Here is a 24635-nt window from a genome sequence, read left to right as displayed (position 1 = left end):
TGGTTTCATCCTGAAGCCGCTATCCTTCTTCACCACATTTAGCGATAAAGTGATACATCCTGTAACCGGTTACTAAGATGTATTAAATGGCGACGAACAGCAAGACCCTGATCGGTTTTTTTCTTATATTTACGCTGAAACCCTGAATGCAAAGAAAAATATAATACATTAATTTAAAAGGATAAAAATTTAAAAAAAACGCGTAAAATGGGTAAAACACAGAGATATCTCACAACAAATGTAAGATATCTCTTACACGCATATCCGCCAGATAGCGCGGACAAAAATCATCTTACTCTCGGTTGCAGCTGTTGCAGGAACACAAACAAAGAGGGGGCCAGCACCCGATGTTCACGTGTACCAAAGGTTTCAAGCCACACTTCACCGCTGACATTGGATAACGAGATCAGGGCCATTTCTGATTCCGTCATGGCTAAAAACAGCGTCGGCGGCAATTTAAGTCGCTTTTGCGTCAGCAAATGTCCGATCAGATTTTCCTGCATACGCACAAAATCATCCTCGCTCCACGATTGCAGTAGCAGACAATCGATATCGGCAAAGTGCGCTTCCATATCCCCGGCATACTGCGTGGTAAAAAAGGCTTCAGCGTCAGGATGCAAGGCAATATTCAGCGCACGCGACACGCCGTCAAGCGCAGCCCCCTCGGCCACTGGCTGAGGCGTCCAAAATACCCGCTCGCCGTCATTTTCCACCGCGCAGGGTGAAGCAACACCAAACAACGCCTCACTGGCGGGCAAATGGTCATAGGCTTGCCGCCAGGCCGCCATGTAGCGCTGGGTAAACCCTTGGAGCGCTTGCTGCACATTGTCATCCATACTTTTTCTCTTCACTGGGCGAGTCGGTTACACTACTGCATATCGTTTTTACTTTGCAAAGGCATGTTATGTCCACTTTTGACAAACAGGATGCGCTCAGTGCGTTACCGTTAGGAAAGCCCACAGCTTACCACGACAGCTACGATGCGGGCTTATTACAAGCGGTGCCTCGCAGTTTAAACCGCGACCCGTTGGGCATCGATGCCGCGCATTTGCCGTTTCACGGTGAAGATATCTGGACATTATACGAGCTCTCCTGGCTGGCGCCCAACGGGGTGCCGCAGGTTGCCGTAGGCGAAATGCATTTGCAGGCCGATAGCCCGAACCTGATCGAATCCAAAAGCTTCAAGCTCTACCTGAACAGCTTCAATCAGACGGTATTTGAAAATTGGCAACGGGTACAAGAGACGTTAACGCGCGATCTGGCCGCCTGTGCGCAGGGTAAGGTTAGCGTGACGCTGTTCTCACTGGATACCTTTCAGGGACAGACGCTGGGCCAGTTCCAGGGGGAATGCATTGACGGACTGGATATTCAGATCGCGGATTATGCGTTTAATGCCGACCATCTCGCCCGCGCCTGTCACGCGCAGAGCCCCGTTGTTGAAGAAACATTGGTGAGCCATGTGCTTAAATCCAACTGCCTGATCACGCACCAGCCGGATTGGGGCTCGGTCCAAATTCACTACCGGGGCAAACGTATCGACAGAGAAGCCCTGCTGCGCTACATCGTCTCCTTTCGCCACCACAACGAGTTCCATGAGCAGTGCGTGGAGCGCATTTTCAACGACTTGATGCGTTTTTGCCAGCCAGAAGCACTGACCGTTTACGCGCGCTATACGCGCCGTGGCGGGCTGGACATCAACCCCTGGCGCAGCAACACCGACTTTATTGCAAACACCGGGCGCTTACCCCGGCAATAGTGCGGGATACGATACAATATCGCCATTCAGAAACGTCATTATTGGAAAAACTGATACCATCAGGTTAAGGTGGAGTAATACATAAAATCAGTGTTATGCGTCTTGCCACCGCCGCGGCGACAAGGGGTAGCCTGGAAATGTTGTTGTTATACACTGCGTTCTCAAGGAGTAAAATTGATTACACATATCAGCCCGTTAGGGTCTATGGATTTGTTATCGCAGTTGGAAGTGGACATGTTGAAAAGCACGGCCAGCAGCGATCTTTACCGTTTATTCCGCAACTGTTCGCTTGCCGTGCTGAACTCCGGCAGCCAAACCGATAACAGCAAAGAGCTGCTATCCCGCTACGAAGATTTCGATATCAACGTGTTACGCCGTGAGCGCGGCGTGAAACTGGAACTGGTCAACCCTCCGGAAGACGCGTTCGTCGATGGCAATATCATCCGTTCATTACAGGCCAACCTGTTCGCCGTTCTGCGCGATATTCTGTTTGTTAGCGGACAAATCACCTCGGCAGGCCGCTATCAGAACCTGAATCTGGAAAACAGCGCCCACATCACCAACCTGGTGTTCTCCATCATGCGTAATGCGCGCGCGCTGCACGTTGGTGAAGAACCAAACATGGTGGTGTGCTGGGGCGGCCACTCCATCAATGAAACCGAATATCTCTATGGGCGAAAAGTCGGCAGCCAGTTGGGATTGCGTGAGCTAAACATCTGCACCGGCTGCGGTCCCGGCGCAATGGAAGCGCCTATGAAAGGTGCCGCCGTCGGCCACGCGCAGCAGCGCTATAAAGAAGGCCGCTTTATTGGCATGACGGAACCGTCCATCATCGCCGCCGAGCCGCCCAACCCGCTGGTGAATGAACTTATCATCATGCCTGATATCGAAAAACGCCTCGAAGCCTTCGTGCGTATCGGACACGGTATCATTATTTTCCCCGGCGGCGTGGGTACAGCGGAAGAATTCCTCTACCTGCTGAGTATCATGATGAACCCGGAAAACAGCGAACAGGTGCTGCCGATCATCCTGACTGGGCCAGAAGAAAGTGCCAATTATTTCCACGTTCTGGATGAATTTATCATCACCACCCTGGGCCGTCAGGCGCGCCGTTACTACTCCATCATCATCAATGATGCGGCGGAAGTGGCGCGGCAGATGAAGAAAGCAATGCCGCAGGTGAAAGACCATCGCCGCCATACCGGTGATGCTTACAGCTTCAACTGGTCATTGCGTATCGCACCCGATCTGCAATTGCCGTTTGAGCCCACTCACGAAAATATGGCAAATCTCAACCTGCACCCCAATCAAGCACCGGAAGCGTTGGCCTCTGCGCTGCGCAAAGCGTTTTCCGGCATTGTGGCGGGCAACGTCAAAGAGGTTGGCATTCAGGCGATTGAAGAGCACGGCCCGTACAAGATCCACGGCGATGCGCAGCTGATGCAAAGCATGGATAAGTTGCTGCAAGGGTTCGTTGCGCAGCAAAGGATGAAGCTGCCGGGCAGCGCCTACATCCCTTGCTATGAGATCTGCTCCTGATGCCATGCTGGCGGGAAAACCGGATTTTCCCGCCACCTTCACCACGCTTCACGCCGGGACCGCCTGATGCCTGTACATTTGCTGATTATCGATGCATTAAACCTGATTCGTCGTATCCATGCCGTGCAGGGATCGCCCTGTGTGACAGCCTGTCAGCACGCCGTTACCCAACTGCTACAGCATAGCCAGCCGACGCACGCCGTCGCGGTGTTTGATGATGAACAGCGCGCCGACAGTTGGCGGCACCAGTTACTGCCGGACTACAAAGCGGGCCGCCCGCCCATGCCAGAGAATCTGGCGCTGGAACTGCCACACATACGGCAAGCGCTGGAAACAATGGGCATTGTCTGCTGGCATACGCCAGGCAATGAAGCCGATGATTTGGCGGCAACGCTCGCCACAAAAGTTGCCCAGGCTGGCCATCAGGCGACAATTGTCTCGACCGACAAGGGCTACTGCCAACTGCTGGCGCCAACTATCCAGATTCGCGATTATTTTCAAAAGCGCTGGCTGGATGTGCCTTTTATCGCCCAGGAGTTTGGCGTTTCACCACAGCAACTGCCTGATTTCTGGGGGCTGGCAGGCATCAGCAGCAGCAAAATACCCGGTGTAGTGGGCATTGGCCCCAAAAGCGCCAGTCAACTGCTTGCCCACGCGGGAACGTTGGAGCAGATTTATCAGCAGTTGGATGCCATACCGGAAAAATGGCGGCACAAGCTGGAATCACAACGTGAGATGGCCTTTGCGAGTCGTCAGGTGGCAACGTTACGCACGGATTTGGCACTGGAAGGGAATTTACAGCAGCTACGGCTGACAGCGGGGAAATAAACACGCCATTCTTCTCGAACGACGCATGAGGTTGGTGACAAACCTACTAGAACAGTCATTCCCGCCACCCTCCGTCATTCCCGCGAATGCGGGAATCTCTGGCCGGTAAAACACGTTTCTTCTGGCAGAGATCCCCGGCTTTCGCCGAGGATGACGAATATAAAAATTAACGCTCGTCGCGCCGTCCCGGCACCGCGCCCCATATGCGCCGCGCGTGTACCGTCACTTCCTCGCGATCGTGATACAACTGGCGAGCACGGATCTCAAAATTAATGCCATTCTCACTCAAGCGTTCGCTCAGCAACGCCAGATTTTGCGTCACTTCCTCATAGCGTTTTTTCATCGGCAGCTTAAGGTTGAATATCACTTCCCGGCACCAGCCCTTCACCAGCCAGTCGGCCATCAGGTTGGCCACCCGCGCCGGTTTCTCCACCATATCGCACACCAGCCAAGTCACGTTATTACGCGGCGGCTCAAAGCGGAAACCATCGACGGCATGGTGTGTTACCTGCCCGGTATCCATCAGACTTTGCGCCATGGTGCCGTTATCCACGGCGTGCACCATCATGCTGCGCTTCACCAGTTGATAAGTCCAACCGCCGGGGCACGCCCCCAAATCCACCGCGTACATGCCGCTTGCCAAACGCTCATCCCACTCATCTGCCGGAATGAAGACGTGAAACGCCTCTTCCAGTTTCAACGTAGAACGGCTTGGGGCATCGGAAGGGAATTTCAGGCGCGGGATACCCATGTAAAACGGCGAGTGGTTATTACTGTAGGAATAGCCCACATAGCAATGCCCCGGAGCAATAAACAGCACATGGACAACCGGGCGATGGGCCTTTTCATACGGCAGCAGAATGCCGTTTTCTTTCAGGGCGGCGCGCAAAGGCACGGTAAACTTGCGGCAAAATTTCAGCAGTTCTTTGCTTTCATTGGTGTCCGGTACTTCAACGCGCAGTTCCCCTGCCCGTTCAATCGCACCGGTCAGCATACCCACGATCGGGGTAATGCGATCTTCCGGCGGCAAGTCGCGCAACAGCTCACCGCACACGAACCATTGCCGGGCAAAAACCAGCGTATCAAACGGCAATGTTTTGATTAAGCGATCGGCATCTTCATGCTGATAGCATTCATACATCACATAGCCACAATTTTCTTTAACCCTGGCAAAACCAAAAACCTCGTGGGCGGTGGCTTTTTCCGTTATCTCTGCCGCACACTCTTTTTCGAAACCGGGGCGGCAATATAAAATTACCTTATTCATGACTTTTCGCCTTTCTTGTCTGGCGCAGCACGCCAACCAACATCAATACCCATCCGGTCAGGAAGAACAGACCGCCAACCGGCGTGACAAACGCCCAAAACCGCAGGTGCGACAGCGCCAGACAATAAAGGCTGCCGCTAAACAGCACGGTGCCAAGTGCCAACGCAATGCTGCTCCAATAAAACCACACATTACGACGCTGGCGCATCAATACCGACAGCGCCAGAATCGCCAGCGTATGAAACGCCTGATATTCAAGCCCGGTTTTTAGCCAGGCCATTTCGGCAGCGCCCAGCGATTTGCTGAGCACATGTGCACCAAAGGCGCCCAATGCCACAAACACAAACCCGCTGATCGCGGAAAACATCAGCATAAAACGACTGTTCATCGTATTTTCCACAGTAAATCGAATCAAATACCACCCGAACGCCACATCTCAACGCGCGGCGTTGTCATAGCGGAAACGAAACTTCTCTTGCTCGCTCGCCGCACGCGCCAAAATCCAGTGGCGAAAGGCGGCTATTTTACCCAGTTCAGACTGACTGTCATGACAAACCAGATAAAAAGCATTTTTGCTGACCAAAACTTCGTTAAACGGACACACTAACCGACCCGCTTCAATCTCAGTCTGGGCCATCACGTTATTGGCCAAAGCGACCCCCTGCCCGTGGATCGCCGCCTGCAACACCATCGCGCTGTGGCTGAATATCGGCCCTTGCTGTACGTTAATCTGCACGCCAAGCTGCCGGGTGTAGGCCAACCAGTCACGCCGAGACGCGTCGTGCAACAAGGTGTGCCCTACCAGATCCTGCGGGGTTTTAAGCGGATGTTTACCCGTTAGCAAGACAGGAGAACAGACGGGCAATAGATATTCGGTATAGAGCTTTTCAACGCGCAATCCATGCCAGTTGCCACGCCCGTAAAAAATCGCCACGTCCACATCGTCTGACAGGCGATCTTCCTGGCGATCCACTGCCTGAATTCGCACATCAATCCCCGGAAACTCCGCATTGAAGCTCGATAACCGCGGCACCAGCCAATGGATAGCAAAGCTGGGCAACAAACTGACTGTCAATGCCCCTTTGGCGCTGCGTGATTGTAACTTGCGCGTCGCTTCATTGAGTGAAGAGAAGATCTCTTTTATATCAAGATAGTAGCTTTGCCCCTCTTCCGTCAGCAGCAACGAGCGATTGCGGCGACGAAACAGCTTGAGCCCCAAAAAATCTTCTAATGACTTGATTTGATGACTGACGGCAGCCTGTGTGACAAACAGTTCTTCCGCCGCTTTGGTGAAACTGAGATGGCGGGCGGCGGAATCGAATACACGCAACGCATTGAGCGGAGGGAGTCGCTTTGACATAGGGTAATGTTCTTCTTTTTCCTAAGAGGTGCACGGAGGCAGCACCGTTCCAGCCATTAGTTTTTTTTATCCGAGACATTATAATTTGTCCGTTGAGGATGCACCAGCAAATACCTATATTAGCGCCACTTCCTTGAGCCGGAACGAAAGGTGCGGCAGGCGTTTCCTGAAGTGCTTTTGGCTTGTGGTTGTGATGTTGTGTTTGCTATTTATTGTCTGCTTTTCAGACATGGTAGCCAAGGCTACCTTTCACTTCCTGTACATTTACCCTGTCTGTCCATAGTGATTTTTATGTGGCACCGCTTTTTAGCGGTGCTTTTTTTTTGCCTGACAGGCGACTCATCGACGACGCGCCATGCGCCAGAAATGACAATTCCCGCGCTGACATTTCAGACAAGCCCTACCCGGTAGGTAAGCAGCGAAATGGCAGTGCGGGAATCTAGACACAGGTTACACCAGAGGAAAACTACTTGGCTTCCACCATTTCCCTCAGGTTATCGCGGTTGATCTGCTGCTCGTGACCGTAGGCATCGATATAGCGGATCATCCCGGTATCCTCATCCACTTTCGGTTTCCCTTCAGCGACAATGGTGCGCCCGTCGTTGGTATGCAGCACATAATTACTCGAACAGGCAGTTAAAGAGAGCGCGGCCATCGCAATGGCAATAATTGCTATTTTATTCTTCATAGTGTACTCCAAGTAAATTTTTAAGTTACTTATCTCGCCACTACCGAACGATAGTTCCGTTTATTGACACTGTTAAGCCTAGCAAAATCATTTCAATATGCGTTTAGGGATCGTCCTAAAACTTGTTTCCCCGTGAAAAATGCGACAGGATCGTCTGCCAGAAGAGGAACACCATGACAGCATTCAATCCCGCAACCTTTCGTAATGACTTCCCTGCACTCGCGCAATCCGGCGTTTATCTGGACAGCGCGGCAACGGCGCTTAAGCCGCAGCCGGTCATTGATGCTATCTCGCAGTATTACACCGCCGAGACCGGCAATGTGCACCGCAGCCAACATGCCCACGCGCAGCAGGTGACAGCGCGGTTCGAGCAGGTTCGATGCGCAGTAGCCACACTGCTCAACGCCGACGATCCACGTTGTGTCGTGTGGACGCGCGGAACGACAGAGGCCATCAATCTGGTGGCGCAGAGCTATGCGCGTCCACGTTTGCAGCCGGGTGATGAGATCATCGTCAGTGAAGCGGAGCACCACGCCAACCTGATTCCCTGGCTGATGGTGGCGCAGCAAACCGGTGCCCACGTCGTCAAACTGCCGATTGGCGCGGATGCACAGCCCAATCTGGAGGCATTAGCCGACCTGATGACCTCACGCACACGGCTGTTGGCACTGGGCCAGATGTCTAATGTGACAGGGGGTCAACCCGATCTGGCGCGAGCCATCGCGCTGGCGCATCAGGTCGGTGCCGTGGTGATGATCGACGGCGCGCAAGGCATTGTGCACAGCGCACCGGATGTACAGGCGCTGGATATCGATTTTTACGCGTTCTCCGGCCATAAGCTTTTTGGCCCGACCGGTATTGGCGTGTTGTACGGCAAGGCCGACCTGCTGGAATCCATGCCGCCCTGGCACGGCGGGGGGAAAATGATGAGCGCGGTCTCTTTTGATGGATTTACACCGCAGGCCATTCCTCAACGCTTTGAAGCAGGCACACCCGCTATCGCTGAAGTGCTCGGGTTAGGGGCGGCGCTGACATGGATGCAAGGCTATGACTGGCGCGCAGCGGAGCGATATAGCCAAGGGTTGGCCCAGTTGGCTGAACAGCAGTTGGCGCGTTTCCCCGGTTTTCGCTCACTGCGCAGTCCCAACGCGACCATCCTGTCGTTTACCCTGACCGACGTGCACCCGAACGATCTGGCAACGCTTCTTGCAGAGCAGCAGATTGCCGTTCGCGCCGGGCACCATTGCGCTCAACCGTTATTCACGGCACTGGGCTTTGATGGCGCAGTACGCGCCTCTTTCGCGCCTTATAATAACGAGCACGATGTCACCGCGCTGGTGACTGCCGTTGGCAATGCGTTGGATTTACTGCTGGATTGATAGCAAAAAAATGGGACTGGCTTACACCATGACACAACACTCCATGACTGAGCACACCGCTCACCCTTTTGGCAGCGCCATCACGGCAGAGACCTTACAGCACACCTTCGATGCCTGCCGCTCGTGGGAAGAGCGTTATCGGCAACTGATCCTGCTGGCTAAACAGCTTCCTGCCCTGCCGGACACGTTGAAAAATGACACCATCGCCCTGTCCGGCTGTGAAAACCGCGTCTGGTTAGGCTATGAGAAACAGCAGGATGGTCGATTGCACTTTTACGGCGACAGCGACGGGCGTATCGTGCGCGGTTTGCTTGCCGTTCTGCTCACGGCGGTAGAAGGCAAACAGGCTGCCGATGTGCTCGGGCAAGATCCGTTGTCCCTGTTTGATCAACTTGGCCTGCGCGCGCAGCTCAGCGCCTCACGCGCCAGCGGGTTGTCCGCGCTGGCACAGCGGATTCAGGCCATAGCCGCGCAGGCGACAAGGGATCCCAGCTAGGCCACACCTATGTCATCCTCGGCGTAAGCCGGGGATCTCTGCCAGGAAGAAGGCGTTTAGCCTGTGGGAGATTCCCGCCTGCGCGGGAATGACGAGGGGTATACAGGAATGATGGATTAAGGTATCACGGGCCAAGCACTACTCAGGAAGCAACCTGCTGCGCCTCGCGCGCCGCCTTCGCCATCATTTTCTTTAACGCGTGGGATACCGCGACAAAACCAAAGGTCGCGGTCACCATGGTGGCAGCCCCGAAACCGGAGGCGCAATCCATACGTTTCACCCCTTCCGCGGTACTGCGCGACGCGCACACCGAGCCATCGGCCTGCGGGTACATCAGCGGCTCATCGGAAAACACACAATCGATGCCTAACCGACCTTTGCTGTTCTTGACCACGTTGAAATCATGTTTGAGACGCTCACGCAGCTTGGCCGCCAGCGGGTCTTGAATGGTTTTGGCAAGATCCACCACGCTGATGCGTGTCGGATCGATTTGCCCACCCGCCCCGCCGGTCGTCACCACCGGAATTTTATAACGCCGACAGTAGGCCAGCAGCGCCGCTTTCGGACGCACGCTGTCAATCGCATCAATCACATAGCTAAAGCCACGGTTGAGATACTCCGCCACGTTATCCACCGTGACGAAATCATCCACGCAGGTGACCTGACATTCAGGATTGATGGCACGGATACGCTCCGCCATCACTTCCGTTTTCGCCTGCCCGGTATGTTCGCGCAGCGCGTGAATCTGCCGGTTGGTGTTGCTGACACAGACGTCATCCATATCAATCAGCGTAATCGCACCAATGCCGGTGCGCGCCAGTGCCTCTGCGGCCCAGGAGCCCACACCACCAATGCCGATAACGCACACGTGCGCCTGTGCAAACAGCGCCAGCGCCTGCTGACCGTATAACCGCGCTGTGCCGCCGAAGCGTTGCAGATAGGCTTCGGATAACGTACCACTCATGACCACCAACCCTTGACTCTGATAATCGCTAAAAAAACAGGCCCGATCATAAAGCGATCGAGCCTGTTGCGCTACTGATGAAATGAAAATCAGGCTGCCGCCACGTCCACCAGGCAGCTCATGGCATTCGGCCCCTGCGTCAGCGGTGAGGTGCCAATATCCAGCGTCAGCACGTTGGCATTGCCGGACTGTTCCACCGCATGCCACTCTTTCTGACCGAAACCCGGTTCGAACCAGGCACCGGTAGACATGATCACCACGCCGGGTGCCACCCCTTCGGTCACGCGGACCCCGGCATAAATGCGACCGCGCGCGTTAAATACTTCCACCTGCTGCTCATCCACAATGCCGCGCGCATTTGCATCCTGCGGGTGCATATAAAGCGTCTCTTTCCCTGCGGTTTTGTTCGCCGCCACCTGCGGCGTCGCGGCCAGTTGGCTGTGCAAACGATCGGATGGCTGGATAGAGATAAAATGCAGCGGCCAGCGCTCTGCGGTTTCGGCCCCGAGCCACTCTACCGGCGGACGCCATTCCGGATGCGGGGCAAAATCCTCATAGCCGTAACGGGCGATAGTATCGCTGTACAGTTCAATCTTGCCGCTCGGCGTTTGCAGCGGATGCTGTTCGGGGCTGTCGCGGAACGCGTCAAAGAACACAAACGGCTTCTCACCTTGTGGCACATCCAGATGCCCGCGCTGCCAAAACTCGCCGAACTCAGGCCATTCCACGCCCTGCTGACGCCCACGGCACTCCTCATACAGTGCTTCCAGCCATGCCTGCTCATCACGCCCTTGAGTAAAGGCATCGCCATAACCCAGTCGTTCCGCCAGTTCGCTGAAAATATCATAGTCATTACGCGCCTGATGCTGCGGCGCAATCGCCTGATGCATGGCGAACAGATGTCGATCGCGCGACGATCCGCCCAGATCGTTACGTTCAAGCGTGGTGGTCACGGGCAGTACGATGTCGGCCATCTGCGCGGCGGGCGTCCACACGATATCCTGTACGATAACCGTCTCAGGCTTGCGCCAGCCTTCAACCAGACGGTTAAGCTGCTGATGATGGTGAAACGGATTGCCACCGGCCCAGTGAATCAGATGGATCTCGGGGTAGCGATGGGTTTCGCCCTTGAAGGTATAGGGCTGGCCGGGATGCAGCAGCATATCGGCAATACGCGCCACCGGAATGGCTCGCCCTGGGTTCTTCACCGAGGGAGATTCTGGCGCGGGGCTTGAGATACGCTCATTGCCGACGCCATTCATGGAGCCATGGCCGAAGGAAAAACCGCCGCCCGGCAGGCCAATCTGGCCCAGCATGGCCGACAGCGCGATCATCATCCAATACGGCTGCTCTCCACGATGGGCACGCTGCACCGAATAGGCACAGGTGATGAAACTGCGCACGCCAATCAGTTGCTGCGCCAGACGACGAATGCGCTCGGCGGGAATGCCGGTGATGGCGCTGGCCCACTCCGGCGTCTTCGGCACACCATCGCGTTCACCGGTCAGATAGTGACGTAACGCCTCATAGCCCACGCAATAACGCCGCAGAAAATCGATGTCATCCGCGCCCTGCCGCTGAATTTCATAACCGAGCGCCAGCATCAACGCCACATCGGTATTTGGACGAATCGGGATCCACTCGGCACCGAGAAAGGCCGGACAGTCGTCGCGCATCGGGCTGATATTGATAACCGGAATTTTTTTCTCAGCCAACTGACGCAACGCCGGTTCCAGACTGTGATATCCCGCCCCGCCGGAAGCCACCTGCGCGTTTTTCAGCGCCAATCCGCCAAACGCGAGAAAAATATTGCAGTGTTCTAACACGCTGCGCCACTCAGTCACCTTCCCGGTTAACGGCTGAAAGGTGCCGATGACGTAGGGCAAAAAGAATTGCGCCGCGCCCCAGCTGTAGTTGCCCTGTTGATCAACGGCACCGCCGCCGGAAAAATAGAAACGTCGCACCTGCGAACGCGCATGGTGAAAGCGCCCCGCAGAGGACCAGCCGTAGGATCCGGCGAACAGGCCATCTGCGCCGTAACGATCGCGTACGCGCCGGTTCTCCTGCGCCACCAGATCGAGCGCAACATCCCAGTCCACCTCAACGAAATCCTCTTTGCCGCGCAGCGCACCGTCGCTGTTTTCACGCTTTTGTAACCAGGAACGGCGCACGGCCGGGCGACGAATGCGCTTGTCGGAATAGACCAACGGCACGATAGAATCAAGCATCGCAGAGGGGGCCGGATCGCTGGCAAACGGCTCGCAGCGGATCAGTTTTCCGTCCTCCACGACGGCGGTAAAAGCGCCCCAATGCGCCAGATGTGGATAACGCTTAATAGCCATTCGCAACCTCAATACTTTCTCGTGTCACGCTGGATAGCGCGACAACGCAGCCCTGGTAAGAAACAACGCCAAATACGGCGTTAAAAAAATCGTAAAAACATTGTCGCAACAAACAATGCCACAGTTATAAAAGAAATACCCCAGATACATCAAGTATGCGGGTTATGCGGAATATAGCTTTGCTTATGCAGATTTAAACGTTTGTTTAAAACGCACGTTAGGATAGGGTTTAGCCTCAATAAGCACAGTCAGAAAGTTTGCCTCAGCAACGGGCTGTGATTGATTCGCACCATGCGAAAATAATAAATAATCACTTGTTTTAGTTAGTTTTTATTAAATAGCAAACACCAAAGCCAGGAATTCACAATGACTCACGCACAGACAATCCCTTTATTGATGACCCGATGTTAGTTTCCTGACAGTTATTTCACGATCACCGTGATTACCGCACTTTTCCTCTGAATAGCGCGTCGAATGCTTACGCTGTCAGGCTGGTATATCAGCGGAAAAAACGCTCACAAAAAACCGCATAATCGACAGGGATAATATCCCTGAAAAATACGGATAAATACCATGAAACATAAAGCGATATTATCTGCGCTGATAATGGCAACCTCATTATTCAGTCTGCCGGGGTTAGCCGATACGGCAACGCCGCAACCGGGTGTTACCCCACAACGCGGCGGAACGCTCAATTTCCTGGCGGAGCCGGAACCCCCCGTGCTGACCAGCCTGGTCAGCACCAGCGGTGCGGTGATGAAGGTTAACGCCAAAGTGATCGAAGGGTTGCTGGATTACGATTTCAACATGAACCCGGTGCCGCAACTGGCGACCAGTTGGTCTGTCAGTCCAGATGGCAAAGAGTATACCTTCCATTTGCGTCAGGGCGTAAAATGGCACGATGGCAAAGACTTCACCTCTGCGGACGTCGCCTTCTCCATTCTCACCGTGAAACAGTATAACTCCCGGGGTAAAGGCACGTTTGCTAACGTCACCGAGGTGAAAACGCCCGATCCTTATACCGCTATCATCGAGCTGTCGCAGCCCGCGCCCTATTTGTTGAGCGCGTTTTCTGCCAACGAAGCGCCTATCGTTCCCAAGCATCTCTATGAAGGCACCAATATTCTCTCCAACCCTTACAACACGGCACCGGTCGGTACTGGCCCGTTTGTGTTTAAAGAGTGGGTACGCGGCAGCCACATTCTGTATGAACGCAACCCGAACTACTGGGATAAGCCCAAGCCTTATATCGATCGTTTAGTGGTAAAAATCATTCCTGATGCCGCCACGCGCACCATTGCCTTGGAAACCGGCGCGTTGGATCTGGGCAGTGATACGCCCATCCCGATGAGTGAAATTGAGCGCATCAAGAAGAACCCGAAACTGGGTATCGAAACCCGTGGTTATGGCTACAGCCCGACGCAAACCCGTATCGAGTTCAACCTGGATAACCCTTATCTAAAAAACCTTAAGGTTCGTCAGGCGATCGCGCACAGCATCAATCTCGACGTGCTGAAAAAAGTGGTGTGGTATGGCTATGCCTCGAACTCCCCTACCGGGATCACGCCGGAATTGACGCAATTCCACGACAGCACGCCGTCACCGTACAATTTCGACATCGCCAAGGCCAACAAACTGCTGGATGAAGCGGGCTTCCCGCGTCAGGCCAACGGTATCCGTTTCCAACTGGTGCACGATTTTATGCCTTACGGTGACAGCTTTAAACGCGTCGCTGAATACCTGAAATCCGCACTGGCCAAAGTGGGTATTGACGTCACCATCCGTTCTCAGGATTTCGCCACCTTTGTTAAACGCGTCTATACCGACCGCGACTTTGACTTCAACAACGGCTCCATTTCCAACCTGTTCGATCCGGCTGTTGGCGTGCAGCGCCTCTACTGGTCGAAAACCTACTCACCGGGCGTTCCGTTTGGTAATGGCTCGCACTACAGCAACCCGGAAGTAGACCGTCTGCTGGAGCAAGCCGCCGTTGAGACCGACCAGGCGAAACGCGTGGAGCTGTACAAACAGTTCCAACACATCATCGCCACCGAGATCCCGGACCTGAACCTGTTGCAGATCAACCGACTGACTATCTACAACAAACACGTCCACGGCTTTATCAACGGTATTCAGGGTGTGAATGGCAGCCTGGCTGACGTTTGGATTGAACAGTAAGTAATACGACAGCCCCGCGACGGCGGGGCTGTGTTTTTTTGATAGAGGTAGGGCGATGAACAGATTGCAACGCACCCGACGTATTTTGCAACGCACGCTATTGCATGCGCTGCCCACGACGCTCGGCATCGTGATCGTGGTATTTTTTCTGCTGCAACTGGTACCGGGCGATGCCGCCGACGTGCTGGCTGCCGAAGCGGGCAGTGCCACCGCAGAAACCATGACGATGCTGCGCGCCCAGTTCGGGCTGGATCAGCCTATTCTTTCCCAACTTCTCAGCTACCTTGGCAATCTCAGCCACTTCAGCCTCGGCTTCTCACCGCGTTATAACGCACCGGTGATGGACCTGATCATGTCGCGTCTGCCCAGCACGCTGCTGTTGATGCTGCTGTCGCAGACCATCGCTATCGTGCTCGGGATCGCGCTGGGCGCGGTGATGGCGGTATGGGCCGGGAAATGGCCTGACCGTCTGCTGTCGCTGCTGGCGCTGCTGCTCTACTCCACGCCGGGGTTCTGGATCGGGCTGATGACGCTGATTCTGTTCTCGGTACAGCTTGATTGGCTGCCGAGCGGCGGCAACATCACCATCGGCGCCGATCTCACTGGCTGGGCCTACGTCGCGGATATGCTGCGTCACGCCATTTTGCCAGTGCTGGCGTTGAGCAGCTTTTTTATTGCGATATACGCCCGCTTAACCCGCGCGGCGATGCTGGAAATCGCCCAGCAGGATTTTGTCCGCACCGCCCATGCCAAAGGCCTTGCGCCGTGGTTTGTCACCGTGCGTCACATTCTGCGCTGCGCGTTACTGCCGATCACTACCGTCGCAGGTATGCACTTTGGCAACCTGCTTGGCGGCGCTGCCGTCGTAGAAACCGTATTCAGTTGGCCTGGCCTGGGTAGGCTGGCGCTGGAAGCGGTGATGGCACGTGATTTTAACGTGCTGCTGGGTGTACTGCTGCTGTCCGCCCTGCTGGTGATTGTGGCGAATATTCTGGTGGACTTACTTCAGTCCTGGTTGGATCCGCGCATCAAAGCGCACTGAGTCTGGTCGAAAATCACACCAGAATACAATGAAATAGGTAATTCCCGACATGAGTAACCTTGTTGATGAAAAAGGCCCTGTGCGCCGCACGTTCCGCCTGTCACCTGAAGTGAACGCCTTTTTGCGTAATCCTTCCGGCATGGCAGGTTTTCTGATGCTACTGGCGGTGTTGGTGATGGCGTTTCTCGCCCCGCTCATCTATCCGGGCGATCCCCTGGATATGGTGGCACAGCCGTTTTTGTGGCCCGGACAGGATCCCCAGTTCCCACTGGGAACCGATTCGCTGGGCCGTGACGTGGCCGCCGGTATTGTGCACGGTTCACAGGTTTCGTTGCAGATAGGCTTCAGCGCCGTGTTGGTCAGCCTTGCTATCGGCACCGTCGTCGGTGCATTAGCAGGCTATTTTGGCGGCACAATCGACGATGTTCTGGTGCATATCACCGAACTGTTCCAAACCTTTCCCACCTTCTTATTGGTGGTGGTGTTGGTCGCCATTGGTAATCCCTCGATTGGCCTGATATCCAGCGCGATCGGCATTGCCTCCTGGCCAACCATTGCCCGTCTGGTACGCGCTGAGTTTCGTTCGCTGCGCGCCAGCGATTTTGTGATGGCAGCCCGCAGTCAGGGTTTTTCGTCGCTGCGCATTATCTTTCAGGAAATGCTGCCAAACGCCCTGCCGTCCATCATCGTGACCACCTCGGTCATGGTGGCGTCGTCCATTCTGATTGAATCCGCGTTGGCATTTCTCGGTTTTGGCGATCCCAACCGGGTCAGTTGGGGCAGCATGATCGGTGCCGGACGCGAATCGCTGCGCACCGCCTGGTTCCTCACTGCATTGCCCGGCGGCGCGCTGGTGCTGACGGTGTTGTCACTCAATCTGGTCGGTGATGCGCTTAACGACGCGTTGAACCCCCGTTTGCGCAGGAGAGCATCATGACTTCGCTACTCACTATCAACGATCTGCGCGTCACCTTTCCCGGCCATGAGGCGGTGCGTGGTTTGAACCTGACCCTGAATGCCGGTGAAACGCTGGCACTGGTCGGTGAATCCGGTTGCGGAAAATCAGCCACCGCCCTGTCGCTGATGCGCCTGCTGCCTGACAGCGCGCGTTTGCAGGGGGAAATTCTGTTTGACGGGCAAAACCTGCTGACGTTGTCCGATGCACAAATGCGCCACCGGCGTGGCAATCAGCTTTCTATGATCTTTCAGGAGCCGATGACATCGCTAAACCCGGTGTTGAGCATCGGTCAGCAAATCGTGGAAACGCTGCATGTGCACCAGCAATTAACCCCAGCCGCTGCGCGCAAGCGGGCCATTGAATTACTCGATCTGGTACGGATCCCCGAACCGGCGCGGCGCGTTGATGATTACCCGCATAACCTCTCCGGCGGACAGCGCCAGCGCGTGATGATCGCCATGGCGGTTGCCTGCCAGCCGCGTTTACTGATTGCCGATGAACCCACCACGGCGCTCGATGTCACCATTCAGGCGCAGATTCTGGCACTGCTGGATCGATTGAGACGCGAATTGTCGATGGGGCTGCTGCTGATCACGCACGACCTCGGCTTGGTGTCACAGTGGGCGGATCGCGTGGCGGTAATGTATGCCGGGCAAAAGGTCGAAGAAGCGCCCACCGCGCAACTGTTTAGCGCACCGCAGCATCCTTACACGCGCGGACTGCTTGGCACCTCGCTGCATATGGATCAGGACATGCATTACCGGGATTCACGTCTGCCGGAAATTCATCATCAGCAGGACGCGCAAGGTTCCGCTTTCACACTGATCACCCCGCCGCCGTTGGTTCACAGCCCGCGTCAGACCGATCAACAGCCGCTGCTGTCGCTGCGCGACGTCCACACCGAATACCAGACGGCACAAGGGACAGTCAGCGCGGTAAACGGCATATCGCTGGATATCCATCCGGGGGAAACCCTGGGGCTGGTCGGCGAATCCGGCTGCGGAAAATCGACCTTGTCAAAAACCATCCTGCGCCTGCTGCCCACCTCGCAGGGCAGCATCATTTTCGACGGTGAGGATATCACCCACCACAAAGCGTCACGCCTGGCGTCACTGCGTCAGCGTGTGCAGATGATATTTCAGGACCCCTACGCGTCGCTTAACCCGCGCCACAGCATTCAGCACATTCTGGAAACGCCACTGGTGGTGCACGGCATGGGTTCGCGCGCCGAACGCCAACGCGCCGTGCGCGAAATCCTTGATAAAGTCGGGCTGCCGCAACGCAGTCTGGAACGCTACCCGCACGAATTTTCTGGCGGCCAGCGCCAACGCATCGGCATTGCCCGCGCGCTGGTGATCAGACCCTCGCTGGTCATTTGTGATGAGCCGGTCTCTGCGCTGGATGTGTCCATTCAGGCACAAATTCTTAACCTGCTGGTGGAACTGAAAAACGAAATGGGGCTGGCGCTGCTGTTTATCTCGCACGATTTGGCCGTGGTGCGCTATATCGCCGATAACGTGATGGTGATGCACAACGGCAACTGCGTGGAACAAGGCGACAGTTACCGCATCTGGCATCAGCCGCAACACCCGTATACCCGAAAACTGATCGATGCAGTACCGGGCGCGACGCCGCGTACTGCACAAGAACTCCCGGCGAGCACGTCCCCAACCGTCCACCTGACAGAGAGACAAACGGCATGAATTTGGGCATTCAAGGAAAAAAAGCATTGGTGTGGGGAGCCAGCCGCGGGCTGGGAAAAGCAGCCGCGCTGCAACTGACTCAGGAAGGGGTTGAGGTCACGCTACTGTCACGCACCCCTCAGGCCTTGCACGAAGCACAAGAGAGCATTTTGCTGCAAACCGGCGTGCGTCCGAATGCCGTTGTGGCGGATATCACCACAGAAGCGGGCCGACAGGCGGCCATTGCTGCCTGCCCTGCTCCCGACATTCTGATCAATAACGCCAGCGGCCCAACGCCGGGTGATTTTCGCGAATGGCAGAGACAAGATTGGCTCGATGCGCTCGACAGCATGATGCTCGGCCCGATTGCCATGATGCGCCTCACGGTTGACGGCATGGCAGAGCGCGGTTTTGGTCGCATCATCAATATCACCTCGCGTAGCGTCAAGATCCCGCAGTTGGAACTGGGCTTGTCCAACAGTGCACGTTCCGGCCTGACGGGTTTTGTCGCCGGATTGGCGCGCACGCAAGTGCACCGCAACGTGACGATCAACAATATCCTGCCTGGCATCTTCGATACCGAAGGCCAATGGCACCATATTCAGTCGCTGAGCGAACAGACCGGACGCGACTTTTCGGCAATCCACAAGGAACGAGCGGCGGCTAACCCGGCTCAGCGCTATGGGAAACCCGAAGAGTTTGGTGCCACCTGCGCGTTTCTCTGCTCACAGCAAGCCGGGTTTATCACCGGACAAAACCTGTTGATTGATGGCGGCAGCTATCCCGGTACGTTTTAAGGAATCATCATGACGCCATCTGCACCATCAACAGAGACGCCGCGCGTTAATAAGGCGACAGTAGAGACCTTATTGCCCGAATTGACGGCACTGCGCCGCCAGATTCACCAGCACCCGGAAATCGGTTTTGAAGAGTGGCAAACCGCTCGCTTGATTGCGAGCACCTTAACCGAATGGGGCATTGAGGTTACCACCGATATCGGCGGGACCGGCGTTGTCGCCACGCTAAAAGGGCGTTATCCCGGCACGGGCAGTCTCGGCCTACGTGCCGATATGGATGCACTCTATATCCATGAACAAACCGGGCTGCCTTATGCGTCTGCGCACGCCGGCAAGATGCACGCCTGCGGCCACGATGGCCATGTGGCTATGCTGCTGGGTGCGGCGCGTTACCTGTCGCTGCATCCCGACTTCGCAGGCACCGTACACTTTATTTTTCAACCGGCAGAAGAGGGGTTGGGCGGCGCACCGGCCATGCTCAACGATGGGTTGTTGGAACGCTTCCCCTGCGATGCCCTTTACGGTTTGCACAACAAACCGGGCGTCCCTCTCGGCACGTTTGCGCTGCGCGCCGGGCCGATGCTGTGCGCCAGCGATACCTGGCAGGTAGTGTTTCGCGGCACGGGGGGACACGGTGGATCGGGCGCACACCTGTCTATCGACCCTACGCTGCCCGCGGCGCAGTTTATCAGCGCGTTGCAGACCATCGTCAGCCGTAACGTGCCGGCCATGGAGTCCGCCGTGTTGAGTATCGGTCACATTCAGGCGGGTGATGCCAATGCGCCGAACGTCATTCCCGACACGGTGCGTATCAAAGGCACGGGACGAAGCTATTCGCCCGTAATTCGTGAACTGCTGGCTTCCCGCCTTGAAACGTTGGCACAGCATTGTGCCCAGGGTTACGGCGCGCGCGCGGAAGTCACTTATGACTATCAATATCCGGTGCTGGTGAACGATGCCGACGCCACCGACCGTGCGATCCGCGCCGCGCATACGGTCGCCAGCGTGAACCCGAACATGACACCGCTACTGGGCGCAGAGGATTTCGCCTACATGCTGGAACAGCGCCCTGGCGCATTCATGATGGTCGGTAACGGCGATACTTCTGCGCTACACACGCCACACTACGACTTTAACGATGACCTGATTCCTGTCGGCGTCCAGTATTGGGCCGCGCTGGTGTATCAGGAGCTGAAAAGCGCCTGAATCAAGGATACTGCCATGACCACAGCGACAAGAGAGAAACAACCGGAAATCCGTCAGCGCATCCTGCAAGAGGCGATTGCGCGTTTTGCCCATAAAGGCTCTGAGTTGACCACTATCCGTGAAATTACTCAGGCCACGCAGGTGAATCTGGCCTCGGTAAACTATTACTTCGGCTCCAAGGATGGCCTGCTGCACGCGGTGCTGGACGCCGTGTTGGGCCCGCTGAGCGAGGCGCGCGCGCAGTTGTTGGATGCCGCCGAAGCCCGCTACGGCGATCGCCCCATTCCGATAGACGCGCTGTTGGATGCGCTGTTGCGCCCATTGGTACAAACCGCCAAAACGCCCGATGGTGGTCGCATTGTGGTGCGGCTGTTGCAACACTTGCGCGCCACACCGGAACACAGCGTCACGTCATTGCTTTCCGCCCAGTTCGACCATGTAGCACATCGGTTTATTGATGCACTTTCGCGCACCTTGCCACATCTGGCGCGTGCGGAAGTGATTTGGCGTTATGAATTTGCCCGCGGTGCCGCCATGCATGTGCTGACCGATGCCGATCCTCGTTCGGGCAGATTGGCTTTACTGTCACAAGGGCTGTGCGATAACCGTGACGACGAACAGGTGCTGGCGCATTTGCTCACCTTCGTCAGCACCGGTTTCTGCGCGCCTTCCCATAACGATATCTCTCACATTCATCGCATGGAAACGCCGTCACACGCGTCGTCCGTGCCGTTTTTCACACCGTCAGGAAATAATGCAGGCTGAAAACCATGAGTAAACCAAAAATTGAAGGCTCCTTTGTAGCGCTGATTACCCCGTTCAACGAGGATGGCAGCGTCGATTTCGGCGCATTTGAGACGCTGTTGCAGTTCCAGGCTGAAAACGGCACCTCCGCCGTGCTGATCATGGGATCAACCGGTGAAGTCTCGATGCTGTCAGCGGAAGAACGTAAGGCCATTATTCACCGCACGGCGCAATTCCGTCAGGGCGACATGAAGATTTTCTTCGGTTGCACCGGCAATAACACTGACACCACCATCGATTATGTTCGCTATGCGCAAGACAACGGCGCAGACGGCGCGATCATCGCAGCACCGGCCTATATCTGTGCACCGGAAAGCGATATCGAAAGTTACTTCCTTGAAGTGGCGGATGCCACCGATTTGCCGCTCGGCATCTACAACAACCCACCGCGCGTGAAGTCCGATCTGCACTGGACATCACTGCTGCGTATCTTCAAGCACCCGAACTATGTGGTACATAAAGAATCCACCACCCGCGTGGGGCAGGTAGCGCAAGTACTGGCAGGCAACCCGGACGTTTCGGTTATGTGCTGCGACTCCCCAAATCTGGGACTGGTGGTTCCAACCATGTCACTCGGTGGACACGGCACCGCCAACATGACGGGCAACATTGCGCCGGCAGAGCTGGCAGAAATCTCACGCCCGTGGAAAAACGGCGACGACGCTGCACGCTTCCGCACCGCTTACCAGCACTTGCTGCCGCTGTTGCACTACACCTATTCGGCCATCAACCCGGTGGCGGTAAAATCGCTGATGAAAGCCATCGGCTTGCCGGCGGGCAGCCTGCGTCGACCGCTGCGTGACCTGCAAGGCGATGCGTTACAAAATGGTATTCGTATCGTCAACGAACTGGGCCTGAGCAAGAAGTACGGTTTTAAAGGTTGATAAATTAGCTGTTCATAAAAAAGCCGCCTGAATAGTCAGGCGGCTTTTATTTTATCACCACATGCTTCATCAGAAGCTGTATTGAACCCCGACACGGTAGCGGGTTTGACGGTTATCCGTGATACCTGATGATTCAGGAACATTCCCCACCGCCACGAAAGGACGCCAGTTTTTATCCCATTTATAACTCAACTTCACATCATGGCCGAAAGAGTAATTGTCATTATCGGATAGTTTTATTCTTGCCGCGTTGGCTTTTTGATAATCCAATTCATATTCAAGCGTATAATCTTTGAGGAAGTTATAAGCAATCACTGATGTCAGGTTATAGCCATTTTCCGAAGTTTTACTCGACGTGCCAATATTATTGCTGTTGCGTTTATAATAAGGGCGATAACGCAGCGACACCGACAGATCGTTGGTAATATTCGCCTTACCGCGCAGGTATGGACGATAATTATTGTAGTTAGAGGTGGAATCTAACGAAAAGCCCGGCTCCAACGAGAAGGTTTTATTGAAGTTATACAGATAGCTGGCGACAACTTCCGTGCCGTTGCTGACGCTTTCGTTAAACGGTTTGTTTGGCGTCTTATCATTGGTGTGTTGCCCCCAACGCGCTTCCACTGACAGGCCAAAACCTTGCTCAAAACGATGAGAAAACAGCAAACGATCTTTATGGTCACCGTTTGAAGTATCTTTGAATTCGTGACGATAATCGATGGTCGCCGCAAGCGTATTGAGCGTAACCAACGAAGTGATTGCCAGCGTGATTAATTTTAATTTCATTGTATTTCCCCGAGAATCAAATTGCATTACTGCTATTATGATGACGTCAACAACTTCACAGACGAAGGGAGTCCCTTCCGCGATAAATGACGGCGTATCAAATTGATGCGCCTGAGGAGTGTAACAATAAGTTCATTTTTGCAAACAAAGTTATATTTATTACCTTATCCAGAATATGGCATAAGCATTAATAATAAAATAAACCGTTGCTCAATAAAAATGCCGGGAAAGATATTCTTTCCCGGCATCGATAAGGAATGCGTTAACGCGCGGCGCTTTGCATTAATAAAGGAGTAGTGCTGAAGGGAGACGCTGCATTATTTTTCAGCACCCAGACGCGGCCATAGTGGTTGTAATACCCGGCGGCATGGCCTGCCTCGTGCCCGATCCCCTGATAGATGTCAAAATGCTGGCCCTTGATGGCACCGCCAACGTCAAGCGCTACCATCATGCGCATCTCGTAGCGGCCGGTAAACTTCCCTTCGTTGTTGAGTAACGGAACTTCTGCCAGCAAAGCCGTGCCCGGCGGGATCAGCGAACGATCGGACGCCACAGAGGCTTTGGCAATCAACGGTACGGCGCTTGCGCCCTTCACTGGCGCAGATGACATCGGTTTAAAGAAAACGAAGGAAGGATTCTGCTCCAGCAGTTCACGCACGTCATATTCGGAGTGCGTCTCGCCCCAGTGGCGGATCGCCTGCATCGACATCTCTTCTTTAGGCACTTCGCCTCTGTCGATCAGCACTTTACCAATACTGCGATAGGCGTGCCCGTTCTTGCCGCCATAGGCAAAGAAGGTCAGCGGTCGGCCATCACCAAAATCGATATACCCGCTGCCCTGCACTTCCATCAAGAAATTGTCCATCAGCGAGTTGGTCCAGGCGAGGACATTGCGTTCGCCCAGCGCACCAGCATAAATACCCGCCCGATCGGGTAAGCGACGACTCTTTTTGTTGGGGGCAGGCATACCATAAAGAGGATGGCGGAATTCACCCTGACGGGTGTAACGCGCCTGCACTACCGGCGTGTAGTACCCGGTAAACTGCACGTTGCCAAAATTGTCCACGCCCTCCATTTGCCAGGCATTAAGGCCAAACTGGCTCAGATTGCGCGTGTCGGCACCAGCCTGCATCCAACGTTGAATGGCCTGAAAGATGTCCTGATTGCGGGCATACAGCGCGGGAGAGGCGTTCTTGATCTCAGTCACCTGATTAACAAAGTCGCCTGCATTCACCGGCTTACCGGTGGCGTTGGGTTCATTAACGAGCGCAAGTGGCTGCTCAAGCCGCCCATCTTTATACTGCTGCCCACGGTCAGTCGGTCTGGACTGACACCCGGCCAGAATAGCAATCACTACTCCGGTCAGCACATACTTACCCCAACATCCTCTCATTTCTCTTACGCTCTCATTACAGCATGGCAAATCAGTGAGCGCACAATAACAAACACATTTCCATATGAAAACGTATTGAACTCCAAAACAGCCTCAAATCGAACAAAAAACAAACAATTAGCAGATAAAACCGACATACATGTTGGGAAGATCCTCTTTTTTTCAAATAGAGGTTGCATACCCTCCTATGGAGTGTATAGTGCGCTTCCACGGACGCGGGGTGGAGCAGCCTGGTAGCTCGTCGGGCTCATAACCCGAAGGTCGTCGGTTCAAATCCGGCCCCCGC

Annotated in this window: 22 protein-coding genes; 13 read left to right on the top strand and 9 right to left on the bottom strand. The window is 55.0% G+C overall.

Features of this window, described 5'->3' with window-relative positions:
• Positions 1 to 287: 287 nt before the first annotated feature.
• Entirely contained in the window at positions 288 to 836 is a 549-nt protein-coding gene (gene syd, locus J5069_RS15875; protein ID WP_264644804.1) for a SecY-interacting protein, read from the bottom strand.
• Positions 837 to 904: 68 nt separating this feature from the next.
• On the opposite strand from syd, the gene queF reads away from it, so the two are divergent.
• The 3 genes from queF (at position 905) to xni (ending at position 4123) form a co-directional block, all read left to right on the top strand.
• Complete coding sequence (gene queF / locus J5069_RS15870; RefSeq protein WP_264644803.1) at positions 905 to 1756, top strand: NADPH-dependent 7-cyano-7-deazaguanine reductase QueF; 852 nt, start codon at positions 905 to 907, stop codon at positions 1754 to 1756.
• A gap of 174 nt (positions 1757 to 1930) precedes the next feature.
• The gene (ppnN, locus tag J5069_RS15865) at positions 1931 to 3295 is read left to right on the top strand and encodes a nucleotide 5'-monophosphate nucleosidase PpnN (RefSeq protein ID WP_264644802.1); all 1365 of its coding nucleotides are present in this window, start codon (positions 1931 to 1933) and stop codon (positions 3293 to 3295) included.
• Between the two features lie 66 nt (positions 3296 to 3361).
• Positions 3362 to 4123 carry a flap endonuclease Xni gene (gene xni, locus J5069_RS15860; RefSeq protein WP_264644801.1) on the top strand — a complete coding sequence of 254 codons (762 nt, stop codon included), beginning with the start codon at positions 3362 to 3364 and terminating at the stop codon, positions 4121 to 4123.
• 166 nt (positions 4124 to 4289) lie between these two features.
• Here xni and rlmM read toward each other — a convergent pair whose 3' ends face one another.
• The 4 genes from rlmM to J5069_RS15840 form a co-directional block, all read right to left on the bottom strand.
• A complete protein-coding gene (gene rlmM / locus J5069_RS15855; protein ID WP_264644800.1) occupies positions 4290 to 5390 on the bottom strand; it encodes a 23S rRNA (cytidine(2498)-2'-O)-methyltransferase RlmM in 1101 nt (366 codons plus the stop codon).
• Positions 5383 to 5778 carry a DUF423 domain-containing protein gene (locus tag J5069_RS15850; RefSeq protein ID WP_264644799.1) on the bottom strand — a complete coding sequence of 132 codons (396 nt, stop codon included), beginning with the start codon at positions 5776 to 5778 and terminating at the stop codon, positions 5383 to 5385. The genes rlmM and J5069_RS15850 overlap by 8 nt, the downstream gene beginning before the upstream one ends.
• Before the next feature lie 48 nt (positions 5779 to 5826).
• Positions 5827 to 6750: a transcriptional regulator GcvA gene (locus J5069_RS15845; protein WP_264644798.1), complete on the bottom strand. Its 924-nt coding sequence runs from the start codon at positions 6748 to 6750 to the stop codon at positions 5827 to 5829.
• 466 nt (positions 6751 to 7216) lie between these two features.
• Positions 7217 to 7438, bottom strand: coding sequence for a YgdI/YgdR family lipoprotein (locus tag J5069_RS15840; RefSeq protein WP_222158408.1), 222 nt, complete (start codon positions 7436 to 7438; stop codon positions 7217 to 7219).
• A gap of 173 nt (positions 7439 to 7611) precedes the next feature.
• Here J5069_RS15840 and csdA point away from each other — a divergent pair, with 173 nt between their 5' ends.
• On the top strand, positions 7612 to 8817 hold the full coding sequence (gene csdA / locus J5069_RS15835) for a cysteine desulfurase CsdA (protein WP_264644797.1): 1206 nt from the start codon (positions 7612 to 7614) through the stop codon (positions 8815 to 8817).
• A 43-nt stretch (positions 8818 to 8860) separates the two neighbouring features.
• On the top strand, positions 8861 to 9313 hold the full coding sequence (csdE, locus tag J5069_RS15830) for a cysteine desulfurase sulfur acceptor subunit CsdE (protein WP_413542252.1): 453 nt from the start codon (positions 8861 to 8863) through the stop codon (positions 9311 to 9313).
• Between the two features lie 142 nt (positions 9314 to 9455).
• Here csdE and tcdA read toward each other — a convergent pair whose 3' ends face one another.
• Together tcdA and J5069_RS15820 are read right to left on the bottom strand one after the other, a co-directional pair.
• Positions 9456 to 10277 (bottom strand): tRNA cyclic N6-threonylcarbamoyladenosine(37) synthase TcdA, encoded by an 822-nt coding sequence (gene tcdA, locus J5069_RS15825; RefSeq protein ID WP_264644796.1) that lies wholly within the window; start codon positions 10275 to 10277, stop codon positions 9456 to 9458.
• Positions 10278 to 10366: 89 nt separating this feature from the next.
• Positions 10367 to 12619 (bottom strand): molybdopterin-dependent oxidoreductase, encoded by a 2253-nt coding sequence (locus J5069_RS15820; protein WP_264644795.1) that lies wholly within the window; start codon positions 12617 to 12619, stop codon positions 10367 to 10369.
• A 573-nt stretch (positions 12620 to 13192) separates the two neighbouring features.
• On the opposite strand from J5069_RS15820, the gene J5069_RS15815 reads away from it, so the two are divergent.
• The 8 genes from J5069_RS15815 to J5069_RS15780 are packed head-to-tail and all read left to right on the top strand — an operon-like array spanning position 13193 to position 22170.
• Entirely contained in the window at positions 13193 to 14797 is a 1605-nt protein-coding gene (locus J5069_RS15815) for an ABC transporter substrate-binding protein (protein ID WP_264644794.1), read from the top strand.
• 55 nt (positions 14798 to 14852) lie between these two features.
• Positions 14853 to 15839, top strand: coding sequence for an ABC transporter permease (locus J5069_RS15810; RefSeq protein ID WP_264644793.1), 987 nt, complete (start codon positions 14853 to 14855; stop codon positions 15837 to 15839).
• A gap of 49 nt (positions 15840 to 15888) precedes the next feature.
• Positions 15889 to 16776: an ABC transporter permease gene (locus tag J5069_RS15805; protein WP_264644792.1), complete on the top strand. Its 888-nt coding sequence runs from the start codon at positions 15889 to 15891 to the stop codon at positions 16774 to 16776.
• The gene (locus tag J5069_RS15800) at positions 16773 to 18500 is read left to right on the top strand and encodes an ABC transporter ATP-binding protein (protein ID WP_264644791.1); all 1728 of its coding nucleotides are present in this window, start codon (positions 16773 to 16775) and stop codon (positions 18498 to 18500) included. The genes J5069_RS15805 and J5069_RS15800 overlap by 4 nt, the downstream gene beginning before the upstream one ends.
• On the top strand, positions 18497 to 19276 hold the full coding sequence (locus tag J5069_RS15795) for an SDR family oxidoreductase (RefSeq protein WP_264644790.1): 780 nt from the start codon (positions 18497 to 18499) through the stop codon (positions 19274 to 19276). The genes J5069_RS15800 and J5069_RS15795 overlap by 4 nt, the downstream gene beginning before the upstream one ends.
• Positions 19277 to 19285: 9 nt before the next feature.
• Positions 19286 to 20482, top strand: coding sequence for a M20 aminoacylase family protein (locus J5069_RS15790; protein ID WP_264644789.1), 1197 nt, complete (start codon positions 19286 to 19288; stop codon positions 20480 to 20482).
• A gap of 15 nt (positions 20483 to 20497) precedes the next feature.
• Complete coding sequence (locus J5069_RS15785; protein WP_264644788.1) at positions 20498 to 21247, top strand: TetR/AcrR family transcriptional regulator; 750 nt, start codon at positions 20498 to 20500, stop codon at positions 21245 to 21247.
• Positions 21248 to 21252: 5 nt separating this feature from the next.
• Positions 21253 to 22170 (top strand): 4-hydroxy-tetrahydrodipicolinate synthase family protein, encoded by a 918-nt coding sequence (locus J5069_RS15780; RefSeq protein ID WP_264644787.1) that lies wholly within the window; start codon positions 21253 to 21255, stop codon positions 22168 to 22170.
• A gap of 69 nt (positions 22171 to 22239) precedes the next feature.
• On the opposite strand, the gene J5069_RS15775 is transcribed toward J5069_RS15780, so the two are convergent.
• Positions 22240 to 22956, bottom strand: coding sequence for an oligogalacturonate-specific porin KdgM family protein (locus J5069_RS15775; protein WP_264644786.1), 717 nt, complete (start codon positions 22954 to 22956; stop codon positions 22240 to 22242).
• Between the two features lie 262 nt (positions 22957 to 23218).
• Positions 23219 to 24349, bottom strand: coding sequence for a murein transglycosylase A (gene mltA, locus J5069_RS15770; protein WP_264644785.1), 1131 nt, complete (start codon positions 24347 to 24349; stop codon positions 23219 to 23221).
• Positions 24350 to 24635: the final 286 nt, after the last annotated feature.

Origin of the sequence: Candidatus Symbiopectobacterium sp. NZEC127 (assembly GCF_025962675.1) — a bacterium.
GTDB lineage: Bacteria > Pseudomonadota > Gammaproteobacteria > Enterobacterales > Enterobacteriaceae > Symbiopectobacterium.
Note: the sequence above shows the minus strand (reverse complement) of the source record. Positions and strands in the feature narration are given on the sequence as shown.

What these genes read in the sequence shown, in the direction of transcription:
- syd (WP_264644804.1), bottom strand. Translation starts at nt 836, where the DNA reads ATGGATGACAATGTGCAGCAAGCGCTCCAAGGGTTTACCCAGCGCTAC.
- queF (WP_264644803.1), top strand. Translation starts at nt 905, where the DNA reads ATGTCCACTTTTGACAAACAGGATGCGCTCAGTGCGTTACCGTTAGGA.
- xni (WP_264644801.1), top strand. Translation starts at nt 3,362, where the DNA reads ATGCCTGTACATTTGCTGATTATCGATGCATTAAACCTGATTCGTCGT.
- rlmM (WP_264644800.1), bottom strand. Translation starts at nt 5,390, where the DNA reads ATGAATAAGGTAATTTTATATTGCCGCCCCGGTTTCGAAAAAGAGTGT.
- J5069_RS15850 (WP_264644799.1), bottom strand. Translation starts at nt 5,778, where the DNA reads ATGAACAGTCGTTTTATGCTGATGTTTTCCGCGATCAGCGGGTTTGTG.
- J5069_RS15845 (WP_264644798.1), bottom strand. Translation starts at nt 6,750, where the DNA reads ATGTCAAAGCGACTCCCTCCGCTCAATGCGTTGCGTGTATTCGATTCC.
- J5069_RS15840 (WP_222158408.1), bottom strand. Translation starts at nt 7,438, where the DNA reads ATGAAGAATAAAATAGCAATTATTGCCATTGCGATGGCCGCGCTCTCT.
- csdA (WP_264644797.1), top strand. Translation starts at nt 7,612, where the DNA reads ATGACAGCATTCAATCCCGCAACCTTTCGTAATGACTTCCCTGCACTC.
- csdE (WP_413542252.1), top strand. Translation starts at nt 8,861, where the DNA reads ATGACTGAGCACACCGCTCACCCTTTTGGCAGCGCCATCACGGCAGAG.
- tcdA (WP_264644796.1), bottom strand. Translation starts at nt 10,277, where the DNA reads ATGAGTGGTACGTTATCCGAAGCCTATCTGCAACGCTTCGGCGGCACA.
- J5069_RS15820 (WP_264644795.1), bottom strand. Translation starts at nt 12,619, where the DNA reads ATGGCTATTAAGCGTTATCCACATCTGGCGCATTGGGGCGCTTTTACC.
- J5069_RS15815 (WP_264644794.1), top strand. Translation starts at nt 13,193, where the DNA reads ATGAAACATAAAGCGATATTATCTGCGCTGATAATGGCAACCTCATTA.
- J5069_RS15810 (WP_264644793.1), top strand. Translation starts at nt 14,853, where the DNA reads ATGAACAGATTGCAACGCACCCGACGTATTTTGCAACGCACGCTATTG.
- J5069_RS15805 (WP_264644792.1), top strand. Translation starts at nt 15,889, where the DNA reads ATGAGTAACCTTGTTGATGAAAAAGGCCCTGTGCGCCGCACGTTCCGC.
- J5069_RS15800 (WP_264644791.1), top strand. Translation starts at nt 16,773, where the DNA reads ATGACTTCGCTACTCACTATCAACGATCTGCGCGTCACCTTTCCCGGC.
- J5069_RS15795 (WP_264644790.1), top strand. Translation starts at nt 18,497, where the DNA reads ATGAATTTGGGCATTCAAGGAAAAAAAGCATTGGTGTGGGGAGCCAGC.
- J5069_RS15790 (WP_264644789.1), top strand. Translation starts at nt 19,286, where the DNA reads ATGACGCCATCTGCACCATCAACAGAGACGCCGCGCGTTAATAAGGCG.
- J5069_RS15785 (WP_264644788.1), top strand. Translation starts at nt 20,498, where the DNA reads ATGACCACAGCGACAAGAGAGAAACAACCGGAAATCCGTCAGCGCATC.
- J5069_RS15780 (WP_264644787.1), top strand. Translation starts at nt 21,253, where the DNA reads ATGAGTAAACCAAAAATTGAAGGCTCCTTTGTAGCGCTGATTACCCCG.
- J5069_RS15775 (WP_264644786.1), bottom strand. Translation starts at nt 22,956, where the DNA reads ATGAAATTAAAATTAATCACGCTGGCAATCACTTCGTTGGTTACGCTC.
- mltA (WP_264644785.1), bottom strand. Translation starts at nt 24,349, where the DNA reads ATGAGAGGATGTTGGGGTAAGTATGTGCTGACCGGAGTAGTGATTGCT.